The sequence below is a fragment of the Providencia sp. PROV116 genome, assembly GCF_028482485.1.
Taxonomy (GTDB): domain Bacteria; phylum Pseudomonadota; class Gammaproteobacteria; order Enterobacterales; family Enterobacteriaceae; genus Providencia; species Providencia rettgeri.
On record NZ_JAMPQO010000010.1, the window covers coordinates 154,179 to 172,300 of the forward strand.

The following is an 18,122-nucleotide window of genomic DNA, read 5'->3' on the forward strand; positions in this document are numbered from 1 at the left end:
CTCAACAGAAGTAAATAACCGGTACAAGATACACTGATTAAAAATGAGACATAAGTTGAATTTCCATTAATTTGTATGATTTTGCAGCAAACTATTATGTTAGCGCTTATTTAGGTGATACTTAATAAAATATGTTAATCATATCAACTTGTTATTTCCCATTTTATTTCCAAGTTAGATTTTACCTCTCCTTATTTTTTCTGAATTGTTCTGTAAATAAAGCTAAAGCCGGATGCTACTGGCTTGACAACGTTTTCATACCATTCGTAAACTTTATATGTGGTGAATTGTGGGGTAAAGTGGGTGAGTTGAAAATAAAAGGGGTTTAATCGGGTATGTTTCGTGGGGCAACACTGGTTAATCTCGACAGCAAAGGGCGTCTAACCGTGCCAACTCGTTATCGAGGAATGCTGAACGAGGAATCGAAAGGGCAAATGGTTTGTACCATTGACCTTCACCAGCCATGCCTGTTGCTTTATACCTTACCCGAATGGGAGATTATCGAGGAAAAACTTTCTCGATTATCGACGATGAACCCAGCAGAACGACGCGTGCAACGGCTGTTATTAGGTCATGCAAGTGAATGCCAAATGGACAACGCGGGGCGTCTTTTGTTAGCCAGTACATTGCGTCAACACGCAGGGCTAACCAAAGAGGTCATGTTGGTTGGCCAGATTAATAAATTTGAACTTTGGGATGAACAGACTTGGTATCAGCAAGTGGAAGATGATATTGCCGCTGAGCGCCTTACCAATGAACCACTTTCAGCCCGCTTACAGGATTTGTCACTTTAATAATGACGCAACAGCAATTTAAACACGTAACAGTATTACTGGATGAAGCCGTGAACGGCTTAAACATTAAACCTAACGGTATCTATATCGATGGCACCTTTGGTCGTGGTGGCCATTCAAGGTTGATATTAAGCCAGCTTGGCGCACAAGGAAGGTTAATCGCCATTGACCGTGATCCAGAAGCAATAAAAGCGGCACAAGCTATTGATGACCCACGTTTTATGATTAAACATGGCCCATTTTCTGCGATTGCAGAGTATGTGGAAGAAGAAGGGTTAGCAGGGAAAATTGATGGCGTATTACTGGATCTAGGGGTTTCTTCACCGCAGTTAGATGACCCAGAGCGCGGTTTTTCCTTTATGCGTGACGGGCCGTTAGATATGCGAATGGACCCAACCAGAGGGCAATCTGCACAGCAATGGTTGATGGACGCAGAAGCGGATGACATTGCTTGGGTATTGAAAACCTTTGGAGAAGAGCGTTTTGCGAAACGAATTGCCAGAGCGATTGTTGAACGTAACCATAACCCAGAAGAAGAGCCATTAACACGTACACGGCATCTTGCAGAGTTAATTGCCAAAGTCAGTCCGATGAAAGACCGACATAAACACCCTGCAACACGTAGCTTCCAAGCGATTCGTATTTATATCAATAGCGAATTGGAAGAGATTGAAAAAGCATTAGAAGGCGCAATGAACGTTTTAGCACCAAAAGGGCGCTTATCGGTTATCAGCTTCCATTCTTTGGAAGATAGATTAGTAAAACGGTTTATTCGCAAAAATAGTAAAGGGCCATCAGTACCAGCCGGTATTCCACTGACTGAAGCGCAAATTAAAGAATTAGGCGCAGCGCAGTTACGTGACCTAGGTAAGATGAAACCTTCGGAAAACGAAATTGACGAAAATCCTCGCGCACGGAGTTCTGTGTTGCGGTTTGCTGAAAAGGCGGCGGAATAATGGTTCCAGAAAGGCACAGCCTAGCTCGCGTCATTGGGCGTGATTTATTTCGTTATGGCATCGTTCCTTTGATTTTATTGGCTGCAATTATAATTAGTGCCGTTTTTGTTGTGACTACCGCACATGAGACGCGTTTGTTAACGGCAGCTAAAGATAAATTGTATGAAGAAAAAGACTTATTAGATATCGAATGGCGCAATTTGATCCTTGAAGAAAACGCCCTTGCGAGCCATAGCCGAATAGAACGTTTGTCGGTTGAAAAATTACAGATGGTACAAGTTGAACCATCACAAGAAAAAATTATTGTTTCTAAGCAATAAAAAGGTTCCTAATGAAAGCACCAAAAACAGCGAAAAATAAGAAACAAGAAGAAAGTACCAGCTTTGTCCGCTGGCGCTTTATTTTGCTGTGCGGATGCATTGTCTTGGCGTTAGCAGGGTTGCTGACGCGGGTGGCTTATCTGCAAATTATCGCACCAGAGAAACTGGTGAAAGAAGGTGATATGCGCTCTTTACGAGTGCAAGAAGTCGCAACTTCTCGAGGCATGATCAGCGACCGAGAAGGGCGGCAACTGGCGGTGAGTGTGCCAGTTAATGCAATTTGGGCTGACCCCAAAGAAGTGTTCGAAAAAGGGGGGATCAGCAATGACGAGCACTGGAAAGCATTAGCTGATGCCCTTGAGATCCCACTAGAACAAATTACCAGCAAAATATCGGCCAATCCAAGAGGCCGTTTTGTGTATTTAGCGCGTCAAGTTAACCCATCTATTGGCGATTACGTTAAAAAACTAAAAATACCCGGTATTTACTTACGCAAAGAGTCTCGTCGTTATTATCCATCAGGCCCAGTTACCGCTCACTTATTGGGGGTAACAAATATTGATGGCGAAGGCATTGAAGGTGTCGAGAAAAGCTTTGACCGTTGGTTAAAAGGTGCACCAGGTGAACGTACAGTTCGCAAAGACCGTAATGGGCGAGTGATTGAAACGATTTCCTCCGTTGACAGCCAAGCTGCGCATAATCTGACATTAAGTATTGATGAACGCATTCAATCCATTGTTTACCGTGAATTAACACGTGGTGTACAGGAAAATAAAGCTGAATCGGGCGTGGCAATTTTAGTGGATGTTCATACCGGTGAAATTTTAGCAATGGCAAATAGTCCATCCTATAACCCAAATAATTTAACGGGTACATCAATGGATGCGATGCGTAACCGTGCTATTACCGATATTTTCGAGCCGGGCTCAACAGTGAAACCCATGGTGGTAATGAGTGCGCTACACAACAAAATTATTAAAGAAAACTCAGTAATTAATACTTATCCATATCGTATTAGTGGTCATGAGATCAAAGACGTAGCACGGTATGCTGAACTAACAATTACTGGGATTTTACAGAAGTCGAGTAACGTAGGTGTTTCAAAACTTGCGTTAGCGATGCCTGCCACTGAGCTGGTGGATGTGTATAGCCGCTTTGGGTTTGGCAAGCCGACTAATCTGGGGTTAGTCGGGGAAAGTAGTGGCATCTTTCCAAGTAAAAAAACACGGTGGTCTGATTTAGAAAGGGCCACCTTTTCTTTTGGCTACGGGCAAATGGTAACACCGTTACAGTTAGCGCGAGCCTATGCAACTATCGGTAGTTTTGGTATTTATCGGCCATTATCTATCACGAAGGTTGACCCTCCTGTGTCAGGAACTCGTGTTTTTCCTGAGCCGATCATGCGAACAGTGGTTCATATGATGGAAAGTGTGGCTTTACCCGGAGGCGGGGGAGCACGAGCAGCAATTAAAGGCTATCGCATTGCTATTAAAACAGGGACTGCGAAAAAAGTGGGTCCTGAAGGGCGTTACGTTGAGAAATATTTAGCTTATGCCGCGGGTGTGGCTCCTGCGAGTAACCCACGCTATGCGTTAGTGGTGCTCATCAATGAGCCTAGTGCAGGTAAATACTACGGTGGTGCGGTATCTGCACCGATATTTGGTTCAATCATGGGAGGGGTTCTACGGTTGATGAACGTTGAACCCGATGCATTGCAACCAAATGAACAAAATGAAATTGTAAATAGTCAAAAAGAGGTTAAAAGTGGCAGATCGTAATCTTTGTGATCTACTCTCACCCTTTGGTGTGAGCACAACTCCAATCTCACTGCGTGAGATGACGCTAGACAGTCGAAAGGCTGCCGCGGGCGATCTGTTTATTGCAATAAAAGGCCATCAATCAGATGGGCGACACTATATTCCTCAAGCAATTGCTCAAGGGGTTTCTGCTGTGATAGCGGAAGCGGAAGGTGAAGCTGTTGAAGGTGAAATTCGTTTCGTTCATGGCGTCCCTGTCATTTATTTAAATGACCTGAATAATCGTTTATCAGCCCTTGCGGGGGAGTTTTATCAGCAGCCATCAGCTAATATGAAACTCGTTGGTGTGACGGGTACAAACGGTAAAACAACGACGACACAATTAATTGCTCAGTGGGCTCAAGGGCTAGGGGAAACTAGCGCTGTAATGGGAACCGTGGGTAATGGCCTATTAGGCCATGTGTCGCCAAGCGAAAATACTACCGGCTCTGCGGTAGATATCCAACTTGAATTGACCCAATTATTGAACCAAAAAGCGACATTAACAGCGATGGAAGTGTCTTCCCATGGCTTAGTGCAAGGCCGAGTTGCTGCCTTACAGTTTGATGCCGCGGTGTTTACCAATTTAAGTCGTGATCACCTTGATTATCATGGCGATATGGAAAGCTATGAAGCCGCAAAATGGCTGTTGTTTTCCACGCATAATACAAAATCGCAAATCATTAATGCGGATGATGCTATTGGCTTGAAATGGCTACAACGTTTACCACAGGCGTGCGCAGTGACCATGGAAAACCGCATTCCAAATGACTGGCAAGGCCCATGGCTAAAAGCCACTGAGGTTGAATATCACGATAAAGGTGCCAGCATCCATTTTGATTCCTCATGGGGAAATGGGCGCTTTGAAAGCCCATTAATGGGTGCATTTAATGTCAGCAATTTATTAGTGGCAATGGCAACTTTACTAATGATGGATTATCCGTTAGATAAACTGCTGGCTACTACCTCTTCATTATCACCAGTATGTGGGCGTATGGAAGTATTCAGTGCACCGAATAAACCGACAGTCGTCGTTGATTATGCGCATACTCCTGATGCCTTAGAAAAAGCTTTAGCGGCAGCACGCTTACATTGCAAAGGTCAATTATGGTGTGTATTTGGTTGCGGTGGTGACCGTGACAAAGGCAAGCGTCCACTAATGGGGGCTGCTGCAGAAGAGTATGCAGATAAAATCGTGATCACAGACGACAACCCGCGCAGTGAAGACCCTATCGATATTATTAATGATATTATGGCGGGCTTATTAGATTCCAGCCGTGCTTTGGCCATACCGGGTCGTCCAGAAGCCGTGACAAACACTATTTTGCAGGCATCTCCTGATGATGTGATTGTGATTGCAGGTAAGGGGCACGAAGATTATCAAATTATTGGTCAGCGCAAGTTAGATTACTCAGACCGTCTAACGGTAGCTCGTTTGTTGGGGGTAATCGCATGATCTCTTTAACCCTCGCTCAACTGGCACAAATTACCCAAGGGCAGATTGAATCTGCTCCAGACACCAATGCAATGGTTAACGCGGTTAGTACTGATAGCCGCAAAATTGCTGAAAATTGCCTATTCATTGCGTTAAAAGGTGAGCGCTTTGACGCCCATGATTTTGTACAGCAAGTCGTTATGGCGGGCGCTAAAGCGTTACTCGTTGAGCGCAAACTGGAAGTGGATTGCTCACAAATCATTGTGAAAGACACGCGTATTGCGATGGGCCAACTGGCTGCATGGGTTCGTCAGCAGAGTAGAGCCCGGGTCGTTGGCTTGACGGGGTCTTCAGGCAAAACATCGGTCAAAGAAATGACTGCGTCCATTTTATCTGAGCGCGGTAAAACCTTATATACTGCTGGTAATTTAAACAACGATATAGGTGTGCCTTTGACCCTATTTCGTTTAACCCATGATGATGATTTCGCAGTGATAGAAATGGGCGCTAATCATCCAAATGAAATTGCCTACACAACCAATATTGTCAAACCAGAAGCCGCATTAGTTAACAATTTATTTGCTGCACACTTAGCGGGTTTTGGTTCACCGGAAGGGGTTGCTAAAGCGAAAGGTGAAATTTATCAAGGTATTCCAGAAGAAGGAACCGCAATTGTTAACCTTGATAGCTACAGTGAAAAGTGGCAGTTTCAGCCACGTCAAACCGTTTGGTATTACTCACTAACGCCACAAGCAAAAGTGGATTTCTATCCTTCTGATATCCAAGTGAACCAGCTGACAACGGATTTTGTGTTACACACTCCCGTTGGTAGTGTTGATATCACCTTGCCATTACCAGGGCTGCATAACATCGCTAATGTGTTAGCGGCGAGTGCATTAGCCATTTCAGTCGGTGCTAGCCTCGACAATATTAAAAATGGCTTAGCGAAAACGAAGTCGGTACCGGGGCGGTTATACCCTGTGCGCTTAGCGGAGCACAAGGTGGTTTTAGACGACACTTATAACGCAAATGATGGTTCGATGATCGCAGCAATCCATGTTCTCGAAAAAATGCCAGGTTACCGCATCTTAGTGGTGGGGGACATGGGTGAACTGGGCGATTATGCAGAAGATTGCCATCAGCGTGTTGGTGTCGCCGCTAAACAAGCAGGCTTAGACAAAGTATTCAGTGTTGGTCAATTAAGTGAGTTGATCAGCCAATTTAGTGAATGTGGTGAGCATTTCACAGTGAAATCCGATTTATTAACCCGACTAATTCCGCTAGCACAGCAGAAGGACGTTGTTTCTATTTTAGTTAAAGGTTCACGCAGTTCCGCGATGGAAGATGTTGTGAATGCATTGAAGGAGTGCTTCGAATGTTAGTCTGGCTTGCCGAAATGTTGGTCCACAAGTTTTCTGTTCTGAACGTCTTTTCTTATTTGACGTTCAGGGCCATTGTCGGTTTGCTGACGGCACTTGCCATTGCTTTGTGGATGGGGCCGCATTTAATTGCTTATTTACAAAAAATGCAAATAGGCCAAGTCGTTCGTAATGAAGGCCCTGAGTCTCACTTTAGTAAGCGCGGAACCCCAACTATGGGCGGGTTATTGATTTTATTTTCAATCACCGTTTCAACTTTGTTATGGGCTCGCTTAGACAACCCTTATGTTTGGTGTGTATTACTTGTGTTAGTTGGCTATGGCATTGTCGGTTTTGTTGATGACTACCGTAAAGTGGTACGTAAAGACACTCGTGGTCTAATCGCACGTTGGAAATATTTTTGGCAATCCGTGATTGCGTTAATTGTTGCCTTTTCCATGTACGCGATTGGTAAAGACACCCCAGCAACGCAGCTAGTGGTGCCATTTTTTAAAGATGTGATGCCACAACTGGGCATGCTGTATATTTTGCTGACTTACTTTGTGATTGTAGGAACCAGTAACGCAGTAAACCTAACAGATGGTTTGGATGGCTTGGCTATCATGCCAACGGTATTTGTCGCTGCAGGTTTTGCATTAGTGGCATGGGCAACAGGTAATGTTAATTTTGCCAGTTACTTACATATTCCATTTTTACCACATGCAGGTGAATTAGTGATTGTCTGTACTGCCATTGTGGGGGCAGGGTTAGGCTTCTTATGGTTTAACACATATCCAGCCCAAGTATTTATGGGTGATGTTGGCTCATTGGCTCTTGGTGGTGCACTAGGAACTATCGCTGTATTACTGCGCCAAGAGTTTTTATTAGTGATTATGGGTGGTGTGTTTGTGGTTGAGACATTATCCGTTATTTTACAAGTCGGTTCATTTAAATTGCGCGGGCAACGTATTTTCCGCATGGCACCAATTCATCACCATTATGAATTGAAGGGTTGGCCAGAACCTCGCGTTATCGTGCGCTTCTGGATTATCTCATTAATGTTAGTCCTCATTGGGCTGGCAACCTTGAAGGTGCGTTAAGATGGTCGATTATCAGGGTAAGAACGTCGTTATTATTGGGCTGGGGATCACTGGCCTATCTTGCGTTCATTTTTTCCTTGCGCGCGGCGTAGTGCCTCGTGTTATGGATACCCGTGCAGTGCCTCCGGGGGTAGATAAACTCCCTGCGAATGTGGAATGCCATAGTGGCAGCTTGAATAATAGCTGGTTACAGGCAGCCGATTTAATTGTCGCGAGTCCAGGGATTGCGTTGGCAACACCTCAGTTGCAGGAAGCGGCAGAAAACGGCATCGAAATTGTGGGTGATATCGAATTGTTTTGTCGTGAAGCCGATGCACCGATTGTCGCCATTACAGGTTCAAATGGTAAAAGTACCGTCACGTCATTGGTTGGTGAAATGGCTAAAGCTGCGGGTATTTCAGTTGGTGTTGGTGGCAATATTGGTACGCCAGCACTTTCATTACTCAATGCAGGGCATCGTCTATACGTTTTAGAACTTTCCAGCTTCCAATTAGAAACCACTTCAAGTTTAGAAGCGAGCGCCGCGACAGTCTTAAATATTAGTGAAGACCATATGGATAGATATCCATTAGGTCTAGCACAGTACCGTGAAGCGAAATTAAAAATTTATCAGAATGCCAAAAATTGCATTGTTAACTTACAAGATGCACTGACCTTACCTGTCAATCATACCTTGGAAGAATGTATTAGCTTTGGCTTAAATGGTGGTGATTATTTCTTTGATACCCAAAAACGGGTGTTAGTGGCTCAAGGAAAAGAGCTGCTTGATGTCAATGAAATGCACTTAACTGGCCAACACAATTACCTCAATGCGTTAGCCGCGCTAGCACTGGCAGATGCGGTGAGTATTCCTCGCCCAGCTTGCCTTCAAGTATTGAAAGACTATGCGGGGCTAGCACATCGTTTCGAATTAGTGTTATTCAATAACGGTGTTCGCTGGATTAATGACTCTAAAGCCACCAATGTTGGAAGTACTGAAGCGGCGTTAAATGGGTTACACGTGGACGGCAATATCTACTTATTATTAGGTGGTGATGGCAAGTCAGCTGACTTTTCACCATTAAAACAATATATTGCTGCGGATAACTACCGTTTATATTGCTTTGGCCGTGATGGCAAAGAGTTAGCAGATATGGCACCTGAAAAATCAGTTTTGACTGAGACGATGGAACAAAGCTTACGCCAAATTGCGCCTCAACTAAAAGCGGGGGACATGGTGCTGTTATCCCCAGCATGCGCCAGTTTGGATCAGTTTAAAAGTTTTGAGCAGCGTGGAACTGTCTTTGCTCAATTAGCCCAGGAGCTAGGTTAATGACGATACCGGGTGCGATGCGTTTAAAAAATTGGGTCATTGGTGAAAAAAATGGCGTGATTTCAGGCTCAACGCTTTACGACCGTACACTGGTGTGGTTGGCATTCGGTTTAGCCGCGGTTGGTTTTATTATGGTCACCTCTGCGTCCATGCCAGTTGGCCAGCGCTTAACCGAAGATCCGTTTTATTTTGCTAAGCGTGATGTGGTGTATATCGTTATCGCATTTATTTTAGCTCTAGGTGTTATGCGTATTCCGATGGCGGTTTGGGAGAAGTACAACTTCATATTGTTGATGGCTTCTCTTGGCATGTTAGTCGTGGTGTTGGTAGCAGGGAGTTCAGTTAACGGGGCATCACGCTGGATAGACATCGGTTTGGTAAAAATTCAGCCGGCAGAAATTTCGAAATTTACGTTGTTTTGCTACGTATCCAGTTATTTAGTGCGTAAATCTGATGAAGTCAGAACCCGTTTTCTTGGCTTTATCAAACCGATGTGTATTTTGATTGTTATGGCGTCTTTGCTTTTATTACAGCCTGACTTAGGGACAGTTATCGTCTTAGTGGTTACCACTCTCGGGTTGTTGTTTTTAGCAGGAGCAAGGTTAGCCCCCTTTATTATTGGTATTGCCGCTTGTGCGGTGGGGGTATTGGCTTTGATTTGGTTCGAGCCGTACCGCTTACGTCGAGTCACGTCATTTTTGAATCCATGGGATGACCCGTTTGGAAGTGGTTATCAGCTAACTCAATCTTTAATGGCCTTTGGTCGTGGTGAAGTATTTGGGCAAGGGCTTGGAAATTCAGTACAAAAATTAGAATATTTGCCAGAAGCACACACAGACTTTATTTTCTCGGTTTTAGCTGAGGAGCTCGGGTACTTTGGCGTTGTATTGGTTCTGCTGATGGTCTTTATGTTGGCATTTAGAGCAATGATGATCGGCCGTCGTGCATTGATGTCAAACCAATTATTCGGTGGTTATTTGGCTTGTTCTATTGGTATTTGGTTTACCTTCCAAGCGTTAGTTAACGTTGGCGCCGCATCAGGTATGTTACCGACAAAAGGTTTAACACTACCGCTAATTAGTTATGGTGGTTCGAGTTTACTGGTGATGGCTGCTGCCATTGCGATATTACTGAGAATTGATTTTGAAACACGCCTTGAAAAAGCGCAGGCGTTTGTAAGGAGCACTAAATGAGTCAGGCAAAGAAATTACTCGTCATGGCAGGTGGAACCGGAGGGCATGTTTTTCCGGGGTTAGCCGTGGCTCATTATTTGCAGGCTCAAGGCTGGGAGATCCGTTGGTTAGGTACGGCTGACCGAATGGAAGCTACATTAGTGCCTAAACATGGTATCGATATTGAATTCATTCAAATTTCGGGCCTCAGAGGCAAAGGTATTGCAGCTCAACTGGGGGCGCCATGGCGTATTTATAAAGCGATTCGCCAAGCCAAAACAATTATTAAGCGTTATCAACCGGATGCCGTATTAGGCATGGGGGGCTATGTTTCGGGGCCTGGTGGTATTGCGGCATGGCAATGCGGTGTACCTGTTGTGCTTCATGAACAAAATGGTATCGCGGGTTTAACGAACAAATGGTTATCTCGAATAGCAAAAAGAGTATTACAAGCCTTTCCGGGGGCATTTCCTAACGCACCAGTTGTTGGTAATCCGGTACGTGAAGATGTTTTAGCACTACCTGCACCACAGGTTCGTTTAGCTGGTCGAGAAGGCGCTATACGCGTATTAGTTGTTGGTGGTAGCCAAGGGGCTCGAATTTTAAATCAAGTGATGCCGTGTGTTGCTGAAAAAGTAGGCAAACAGTTAAATATCTGGCATCAAGCGGGAAAAGGCAGTAAGGAATCGACAGAAGCATTGTATAATGAGCATATGCAAGTTTCAGGTAATTCCGAGTATAAAGTTACTGAATTTATTGATGATATGGCGCAAGCTTACGCATGGGCAGATATTGTTGTCTGTCGGTCAGGTGCATTAACAGTGAGTGAAATTGCAGCCGCAGGTTTACCGGCTATTTTTGTGCCTTTTCAACATAAAGATCGTCAACAATATTGGAATGCATTACCGCTAGAAAAAGCGGGAGCGGCTAAAATTTTAGAACAATCACAATTTACCGCAGATGCTGTGGCGAGCTTATTAGAACAATGGGATAGAAACGAATTACTCTCAATGGCCGAAAAAGCGCATAGCTGTGCAATTACAGACGCAACAGAGCGAGTTGCTACCGTGATTTGCGAAGTGGCTAAATAATATTAGCCATAATTGATACCGAATTAATTAGAAGCGAAGAAATATAGTGAATACACAACAATTAGCGAAATTAAGAACATCAGTGCCAGAAATGAGAAGAGTTAGGCACATCCATTTTGTCGGCATCGGCGGTGCTGGCATGGGTGGTATCGCTGAAGTGTTGGCAAATGAAGGCTATGAAATTAGTGGTTCAGATTTAGCACCGAATGCAGTGACTCAACAATTAACCGCATTAGGGGCAACGATTTACTTTAATCACCGCCCAGAGAACGTTGAAGACGCGAGTGTTGTTGTCGTATCAACGGCTATCTCGAGTGAGAACCCTGAAATTCAAGCCGCCAAAGAATTGCGTATTCCTGTTATTCGTCGTGCGGAAATGTTGGCTGAATTAATGCGTTACCGTCATGGTATTGCTGTTGCAGGTACCCACGGGAAAACGACCACTACAGCAATGATTTCTGGGATTTATGCACAAGCAGGTCTTGACCCCACATTTGTGAATGGGGGGTTAGTTAAATCAGCAGGAACACACGCACGTTTAGGTAGTAGCCGTTACTTGATTGCAGAAGCCGATGAAAGCGATGCATCGTTTTTACATTTGCAACCGTTAGTTGCGGTTGTGACAAATATCGAAGCTGACCATATGGATACTTACCAAGGCGACTTCGATAACTTAACGAATACATTTATTAATTTCTTGCACAATCTGCCGTTCTACGGGCGTGCAGTAATGTGTATTGATGACCCTGTCATTCGTTCGTTACTACCTAAAATTGGTCGCTACATTACTACTTATGGTTTTAGTGAAGATGCAGATGTGCGTATCACACAGTATGAGCAAAAAGGAAATCAAGGTTTTTTCACCATTGCTCGTGAAAATATGCCGGAACTGACTGTGGTTCTAAATGCACCGGGACGTCACAATGCGCTCAATGCGACAGCCGCAGTGGCAGTTGCCACAGAAGAAGGCATTGACGATTTACATATTTTATCTGCACTAGTTGAGTTTCAAGGTACGGGGCGCCGCTTTGATTTCCTAGGAAATTTCCCTCTGCATAATGTGAACGGCAAAGACGGTGAAGTGATGCTAGTCGATGACTATGGCCATCACCCAACAGAAGTTGACGCAACAATTAAAGCCGCAAGAGCGGGTTGGCCAGATAAACGCATTGTTATGGTATTCCAACCGCATCGTTATACCCGTACTCGTGACCTATACGATGATTTTGTGAATGTTTTAGGGCAGGTAGATGTACTGCTAATGCTAGATGTCTATTCAGCGGGTGAAAAGCATGTACCGGGTGCAGATAGCCGCTCATTGTGCAGAACAATTCGTGGTCGTGGTCAGATTGATCCTATTTATGTTGCCGATACTGAACAAATTCCGCATATATTAGCTCAAACTCTTGATGAAAATGATTTAATTTTAGTTCAAGGCGCAGGAAATATTGGTAAAATAGCTAAAAACCTAGCTGAAGCAAAATTACAGCCACCGATGGTTGAGGAATAAAAATGACAGAGAAAGTTGCGGTTCTATTAGGAGGCTCATCTGCTGAACGTGAAGTTTCACTTCAGTCAGGAAATGCTGTGCTAGCGGGGTTACGCCAAGCAGGTATTGATGCTCATCCTATTGACCCCCAAGATTTCCCTGTAGAAACATTGAAAGATGCTGGTTTTAATAAAGTTTTTATTGCGTTACATGGCCGAGGTGGTGAAGACGGTACATTACAAGGGTTGTTAGAAACACTAAACCTCCCTTATACCGGTAGTGGTGTTATGGCTTCAGCGCTGAGTATGGATAAGCTGAGAACAAAACAATTATGGCAAGGTGCAGGGTTAAGTGTATCGCCATATGTTTACTTAACACAGCAGCAGTATAAGCAGGCATCTCATGAGCAAATTGTCGCTAAAGTGCAATTGTTAGGGCTACCTCTGATTGTGAAACCTAGTCTAGAAGGCTCTAGTGTTGGCATGAGTAAAGTTGATAGCCTAGAGTCATTGCCAGCTGCATTGGACCTCGCGTTTCAATTTGATGAAACGTTGTTAATTGAAAAATGGCTAAGTGGCCCAGAATTCACGGTTGCAGTGTTGGGAGATAACACTTTGCCGTCAATTCGTATTCAACCACCGGGTATTTTTTATGACTACGAAGCAAAATATTTATCTGATGAAACTCAATATTTTTGCCCAAGTGGTTTAGGTGAACAGCTCGAATCCAAACTCGCAGAATTAGCACTGAAAGCTTACCAAGCCGTTGGCTGCGAAGGCTGGGGACGAGTTGATGTAATGCAAGATAATGATGGTCAATTTTATCTGCTGGAAGTTAATACATCACCGGGTATGACAAGCCATAGTCTAGTACCGATGGCAGCTCGACAGGCTGGTATGAGTTTTTCACAGTTAGTTGTACAAATTTTAAAATTGGCTCGTTGATATGTCACAAGCAGCACTAAACGTTAGGCATCATAATCAGAATAATGACGAGGATCCACGTTCAGGACCGAGTAATGGTGCATTTTTAGGTGGGTTATTTTTCTTCCTATTTGTGCTTGGCACTATCCTCTGGAGTGGTTGGATGGTGATGACTTGGATGAAAGATGCTGACAGGTTGCCGATGTCTAAATTGGTGTTAACGGGGGAGCGCCATTACACCACAAATGATGATGTCAGAAAGGCCATTTTAGCTTTAGGGCAGCCGGGGACATTTATGACCGTTGATGTCAACGCTATCCAGAACCAAATAAGCATGATGCCATGGGTACGCCAAGTGACGGTGCGTAAACAATGGCCAGATGAATTGAAAATTCACATTGTTGAATACCGCCCATTCGCTAGGTGGAATGACCAAAACATGGTAGATGAACAAGGCAGAGTATTTAACTTGCCAGTTAGCGAAAATGGTAAAGGGGATTATGTGTTGCTGTATGGGCCACAAGGTAGCCAAAAAGATGTCCTTAAAGAATTTGCAGTTTTTAAGAACACGTTAGCAGCACATAACCTAAAGCTAAAATCATTATCGATGACAGCCAGAAATGCCTGGCAAATTATTTTAGACAACGATGTTAGAATCGAATTAGGTAAGAAAGATGTGTCAGAGCGGTTAAATCGGTTCCTTGAACTGTATCCGCTTTTGCAGCAAACAACGGATAAACGCGTTGACTATGTTGACTTACGTTATTCCAGTGGTGCTGCGGTGGGCTGGGCGCCACTATTGGTCGATGCTCCACCGGAGTTACAATAAAGACGATGACTAATAACAAAAATTAGGCAGAAAAAATGATTAAAGCAACGGACAGAAAATTAGTGGTAGGCCTTGAAATTGGAACTTCCAAGGTATCAGCCCTTGTTGGCGAAATTCTGCCCGATGGTATGGTTAATATTATTGGGGTGGGGAGTTGTCCATCTCGTGGAATGGACAAAGGTGGCGTAAACGACCTTGAATCAGTGGTAAAATGTGTACAAAGAGCCATTGATCAGGCGGAATTAATGGCCGATTGCCAAATTTCATCGGTTTACCTTGCACTATCGGGTAAGCACGTCAGTTGTCAAAATGAGATTGGTATGGTGCCAGTTTCAGAAGAAGAAGTGACGCAAGAAGATGTTGACAGTGTTGTGCATACAGCAAAATCGGTACGTGTACGTGATGAACACAGAATTTTGCACGTAATACCACAGGAATTTGCAATAGATTACCAAGAAGGGATTAAAAACCCAGTTGGTCTATCGGGTGTACGTATGCAAGCAAAAGTTCATTTGATCACCTGCCATAACGATATGGCGAAGAATATCGTCAAAGCCGTTGAACGTTGTGGGTTAAAAGTTGATCAGCTTATTTTTGCCGGTCTCGCTGCAAGTTATAGCGTTTTAACGGAAGATGAGCGTGAATTAGGTGTATGTGTCGTCGATATCGGTGGCGGCACAATGGACATGGCGGTTTATACTGGTGGGGCTTTACGCCATACGAAAGTGATTCCATATGCAGGCAATGTGGTGACAAGTGACATCGCATATGCGTTTGGAACACCACCCAGTGATGCAGAAGCCATTAAAGTGCGCCATGGTTGTGCAGTCGGTTCTATCGTCAGTAAAGATGAAACCGTTGAAGTACCAAGTGTTGGTGGGCGACCACCAAGAAGTTTACAGCGTCAGACCTTAGCAGAAGTGATCGAGCCAAGGTATACTGAGCTGTTAAACTTAGTTAATGAAGAAATTTTAAATTTACAGGAACAGTTACGCCAACAAGGTGTCAAACACCATTTGGCGGCTGGTATCGTGTTGACTGGTGGAGCTGCGCAAATCGATGGTTTAGTCGAGTGCGCTCAAAAAGTGTTCCATACGCAAGTGCGTATTGGTACACCGCTCAACATCACAGGATTAACGGATTACGCGCAGGAGCCATATTATTCAACAGCAGTAGGGCTTCTGCATTACGGTAAAGAAAGCCATTTAGGTGATGATACCGAAGTAGAAAAACGTGCATCAGTTAGCGGGTGGTTTAGTAAAATAACCAGTTGGCTGAGAAAAGAATTTTAATTTTGATAAAGAAGCATATTATTAGCTTCAAAAGTAGTAAGCACAAAACGGAGAGACATTATGTTTGAACCAATGGAGCTAACCAACGATGCGGTGATTAAAGTCATCGGCGTTGGCGGCGGCGGCGGCAACGCCGTTGAACACATGGTGCGTGAACGTATTGAAGGCGTTGAGTTCTTCGCTGTCAATACAGACGCACAGGCGCTGCGTAAAACCGCAGTTGGACAAACTATCCAGATCGGTACAGGTATTACCAAAGGTCTGGGTGCGGGTGCAAACCCTGAAGTCGGCCGTAATGCCGCTGAAGAAGACCGTGAGGCGCTGCGTAATGCTTTAGATGGCGCAGATATGGTCTTTATCGCAGCAGGTATGGGCGGCGGTACAGGGACTGGTGCAGCTCCGGTTGTTGCCGAAGTTGCCAAAGAATTGGGTATTCTGACAGTTGCTGTTGTGACTAAGCCTTTCAATTTCGAAGGTAAAAAGCGCATGGCATTCGCAGAAGCGGGTATCACTGAGTTGTCAAAACATGTTGACTCATTGATCACTATCCCAAATGATAAATTATTAAAAGTACTTGGTCGTGGTATCTCATTACTGGATGCTTTCGGTGCGGCAAATGACGTACTAAAAGGTGCAGTACAAGGTATCGCTGAACTGATTACTCGCCCTGGTTTAATGAACGTAGACTTTGCTGACGTGCGTACTGTGATGTCAGAAATGGGCTACGCGATGATGGGGTCAGGTGTAGCTCGCGGTGAAGACCGTGCAGAAGAAGCCGCTGAAATGGCCATTTCTAGCCCATTATTGGAAGATATTGACCTGTCTGGCGCTCGTGGTGTGTTGGTTAACATTACAGCTGGTTTCGACCTGCGCTTGGATGAGTTTGAAACGGTGGGTAACACTATCCGTGCCTTCGCATCTGATAATGCAACTGTGGTAATCGGTACATCTCTTGACCCAGAAATGCACGAAGAACTGCGTGTCACTGTTGTTGCTACAGGTATTGGTATGGACAAACGTCCAGAAATTACTCTAGTTAGCAACAAGATGTCTCAGCAGGCGTCAATGGAACAGCGCTATCAGCAAATGCAAAATAGCATGTCTTCATTAACAGAAGAGAAGCCAGCGGCTAAAGCGGTCAATGACCAAAATACGCAAACAAATAAAGAACCAGATTATCTTGATATTCCTGCGTTCTTGCGTAAGCAGGCCGATTAATTTTATTTATATTGGTTTCTCCGCTTTTTGTGCTAAAATTTCCTACTGATTATCTTGTATGATGATCAGTAGGACTTATAACATTGCGAGAAAAATACGATGATCAAACAACGGACACTAAAACGTATTATTACAGCGACTGGTGTTGGTTTACATACCGGCAAGAAAGTTACGCTTACATTACGTCCAGCGCCGGCCAATACCGGGGTCATCTACCGTCGTACTGACCTTAATCCACCGGTTGATTTTCCGGCAGATGCGAAATCAGTTCGTGACACCATGTTATGTACTTGCTTAGTTAATGAAGATAACGTGCGTATTTCGACTGTTGAGCATTTGAATGCTGCCTTAGCAGGGTTAGGTATCGATAACATTGTTATTGAAGTCAATGCGCCTGAAATCCCTATTATGGATGGCAGTGCCGCACCATTTGTATTCTTACTGCTTGATGGCGGTATTGAAGAATTAAATTGTGCAAAGAAATTTTTACGTATAAAAGAAACAGTACGTGTTGAAGATGGTGATAAATGGGCTGAAATGCGACCTTATAATGGGTTTAGCCTTGATTTCACAATTGATTTTCAGCATCCAGCGATTGACAGTAGCACACAACGCTACTCACTTGATTTCTCAGCGGAATCATTTGTAAATCAAATTAGCCGTGCGCGTACTTTTGGCTTTATGCGTGATATTGAATATCTGCAATCAAAAGGCTTGTGCTTAGGCGGTAGTTTTGACTGCGCCATCGTTGTTGATGACTATAAAGTTCTTAACGAAGATGGTTTACGTTTTGAAGATGAATTCGTTCGTCACAAAATGTTGGATGCAATTGGTGATTTATTCATGTGTGGACATAACATTATTGGCGCTTTCACCGCGTTTAAGTCAGGCCACGCACTGAATAACAAGCTGTTACAAGCAGTTTTAGCGAAAGAATCAGCTTGGGACCTCGTCACATTTGAAGACGAAGCTCAATTGCCTGTCGCATTCAAAGCACCTTCAGCGGTGTTTGCATAAGACGTGATTATGCAGCTATC

At 44.1% G+C, this 18,122-nt stretch carries 16 protein-coding genes; all 16 read left to right on the forward strand.

Annotated features, from left to right (window positions below):
• The first annotated feature begins 335 nt into the window (after positions 1 to 335).
• The 16 genes from mraZ to lpxC all read left to right on the forward strand — a co-directional run bounded on the left by mraZ (position 336) and on the right by lpxC (position 18,102).
• Complete coding sequence (gene mraZ, locus PSE72_RS07790) at positions 336 to 794, forward strand: division/cell wall cluster transcriptional repressor MraZ (protein WP_004262043.1); 459 nt, start codon at positions 336 to 338, stop codon at positions 792 to 794.
• A gap of 2 nt (positions 795 to 796) precedes the next feature.
• A complete protein-coding gene (gene rsmH, locus PSE72_RS07795; RefSeq protein WP_115166874.1) occupies positions 797 to 1,750 on the forward strand; it encodes a 16S rRNA (cytosine(1402)-N(4))-methyltransferase RsmH in 954 nt (317 codons plus the stop codon).
• On the forward strand, positions 1,750 to 2,070 hold the full coding sequence (gene ftsL, locus PSE72_RS07800; RefSeq protein WP_004913196.1) for a cell division protein FtsL: 321 nt from the start codon (positions 1,750 to 1,752) through the stop codon (positions 2,068 to 2,070). Before rsmH ends, ftsL begins: the two co-directional genes overlap by 1 nt.
• A gap of 11 nt (positions 2,071 to 2,081) precedes the next feature.
• Positions 2,082 to 3,848, forward strand: coding sequence for a peptidoglycan glycosyltransferase FtsI (gene ftsI, locus PSE72_RS07805; RefSeq protein WP_004913194.1), 1,767 nt, complete (start codon positions 2,082 to 2,084; stop codon positions 3,846 to 3,848).
• The gene (gene murE / locus PSE72_RS07810; protein WP_004913192.1) at positions 3,835 to 5,322 is read left to right on the forward strand and encodes a UDP-N-acetylmuramoyl-L-alanyl-D-glutamate--2,6-diaminopimelate ligase; all 1,488 of its coding nucleotides are present in this window, start codon (positions 3,835 to 3,837) and stop codon (positions 5,320 to 5,322) included. The genes ftsI and murE overlap by 14 nt, the downstream gene beginning before the upstream one ends.
• Positions 5,319 to 6,683 carry a UDP-N-acetylmuramoyl-tripeptide--D-alanyl-D-alanine ligase gene (murF, locus tag PSE72_RS07815; protein WP_115166875.1) on the forward strand — a complete coding sequence of 455 codons (1,365 nt, stop codon included), beginning with the start codon at positions 5,319 to 5,321 and terminating at the stop codon, positions 6,681 to 6,683. Before murE ends, murF begins: the two co-directional genes overlap by 4 nt.
• A complete protein-coding gene (gene mraY / locus PSE72_RS07820; protein WP_004262035.1) occupies positions 6,677 to 7,759 on the forward strand; it encodes a phospho-N-acetylmuramoyl-pentapeptide-transferase in 1,083 nt (360 codons plus the stop codon). The genes murF and mraY overlap by 7 nt, the downstream gene beginning before the upstream one ends.
• A gap of 1 nt (position 7,760) precedes the next feature.
• The gene (gene murD, locus PSE72_RS07825; protein WP_115166876.1) at positions 7,761 to 9,071 is read left to right on the forward strand and encodes a UDP-N-acetylmuramoyl-L-alanine--D-glutamate ligase; all 1,311 of its coding nucleotides are present in this window, start codon (positions 7,761 to 7,763) and stop codon (positions 9,069 to 9,071) included.
• On the forward strand, positions 9,071 to 10,264 hold the full coding sequence (gene ftsW, locus PSE72_RS07830) for a cell division protein FtsW (protein WP_109912942.1): 1,194 nt from the start codon (positions 9,071 to 9,073) through the stop codon (positions 10,262 to 10,264). Before murD ends, ftsW begins: the two co-directional genes overlap by 1 nt.
• Positions 10,261 to 11,334 carry an undecaprenyldiphospho-muramoylpentapeptide beta-N-acetylglucosaminyltransferase gene (gene murG, locus PSE72_RS07835; protein ID WP_115166878.1) on the forward strand — a complete coding sequence of 358 codons (1,074 nt, stop codon included), beginning with the start codon at positions 10,261 to 10,263 and terminating at the stop codon, positions 11,332 to 11,334. Before ftsW ends, murG begins: the two co-directional genes overlap by 4 nt.
• 46 nt (positions 11,335 to 11,380) lie before the next feature.
• Entirely contained in the window at positions 11,381 to 12,844 is a 1,464-nt protein-coding gene (murC, locus tag PSE72_RS07840; protein WP_272690943.1) for a UDP-N-acetylmuramate--L-alanine ligase, read from the forward strand.
• 2 nt (positions 12,845 to 12,846) lie between these two features.
• Positions 12,847 to 13,767, forward strand: a complete 921-nt coding sequence (locus PSE72_RS07845) for a D-alanine--D-alanine ligase (protein ID WP_115166879.1) — start codon at positions 12,847 to 12,849, stop codon at positions 13,765 to 13,767.
• Position 13,768: 1 nt separating this feature from the next.
• Positions 13,769 to 14,575 carry a cell division protein FtsQ gene (ftsQ, locus tag PSE72_RS07850; protein WP_004913170.1) on the forward strand — a complete coding sequence of 269 codons (807 nt, stop codon included), beginning with the start codon at positions 13,769 to 13,771 and terminating at the stop codon, positions 14,573 to 14,575.
• Between the two features lie 35 nt (positions 14,576 to 14,610).
• Positions 14,611 to 15,867: a cell division protein FtsA gene (ftsA, locus tag PSE72_RS07855; protein WP_004262024.1), complete on the forward strand. Its 1,257-nt coding sequence runs from the start codon at positions 14,611 to 14,613 to the stop codon at positions 15,865 to 15,867.
• 60 nt (positions 15,868 to 15,927) lie between these two features.
• Complete coding sequence (gene ftsZ / locus PSE72_RS07860) at positions 15,928 to 17,085, forward strand: cell division protein FtsZ (RefSeq protein ID WP_004262022.1); 1,158 nt, start codon at positions 15,928 to 15,930, stop codon at positions 17,083 to 17,085.
• A gap of 99 nt (positions 17,086 to 17,184) precedes the next feature.
• Positions 17,185 to 18,102 (forward strand): UDP-3-O-acyl-N-acetylglucosamine deacetylase, encoded by a 918-nt coding sequence (lpxC, locus tag PSE72_RS07865; RefSeq protein WP_004913165.1) that lies wholly within the window; start codon positions 17,185 to 17,187, stop codon positions 18,100 to 18,102.
• The last annotated feature ends 20 nt before the right edge of the window (positions 18,103 to 18,122 follow it).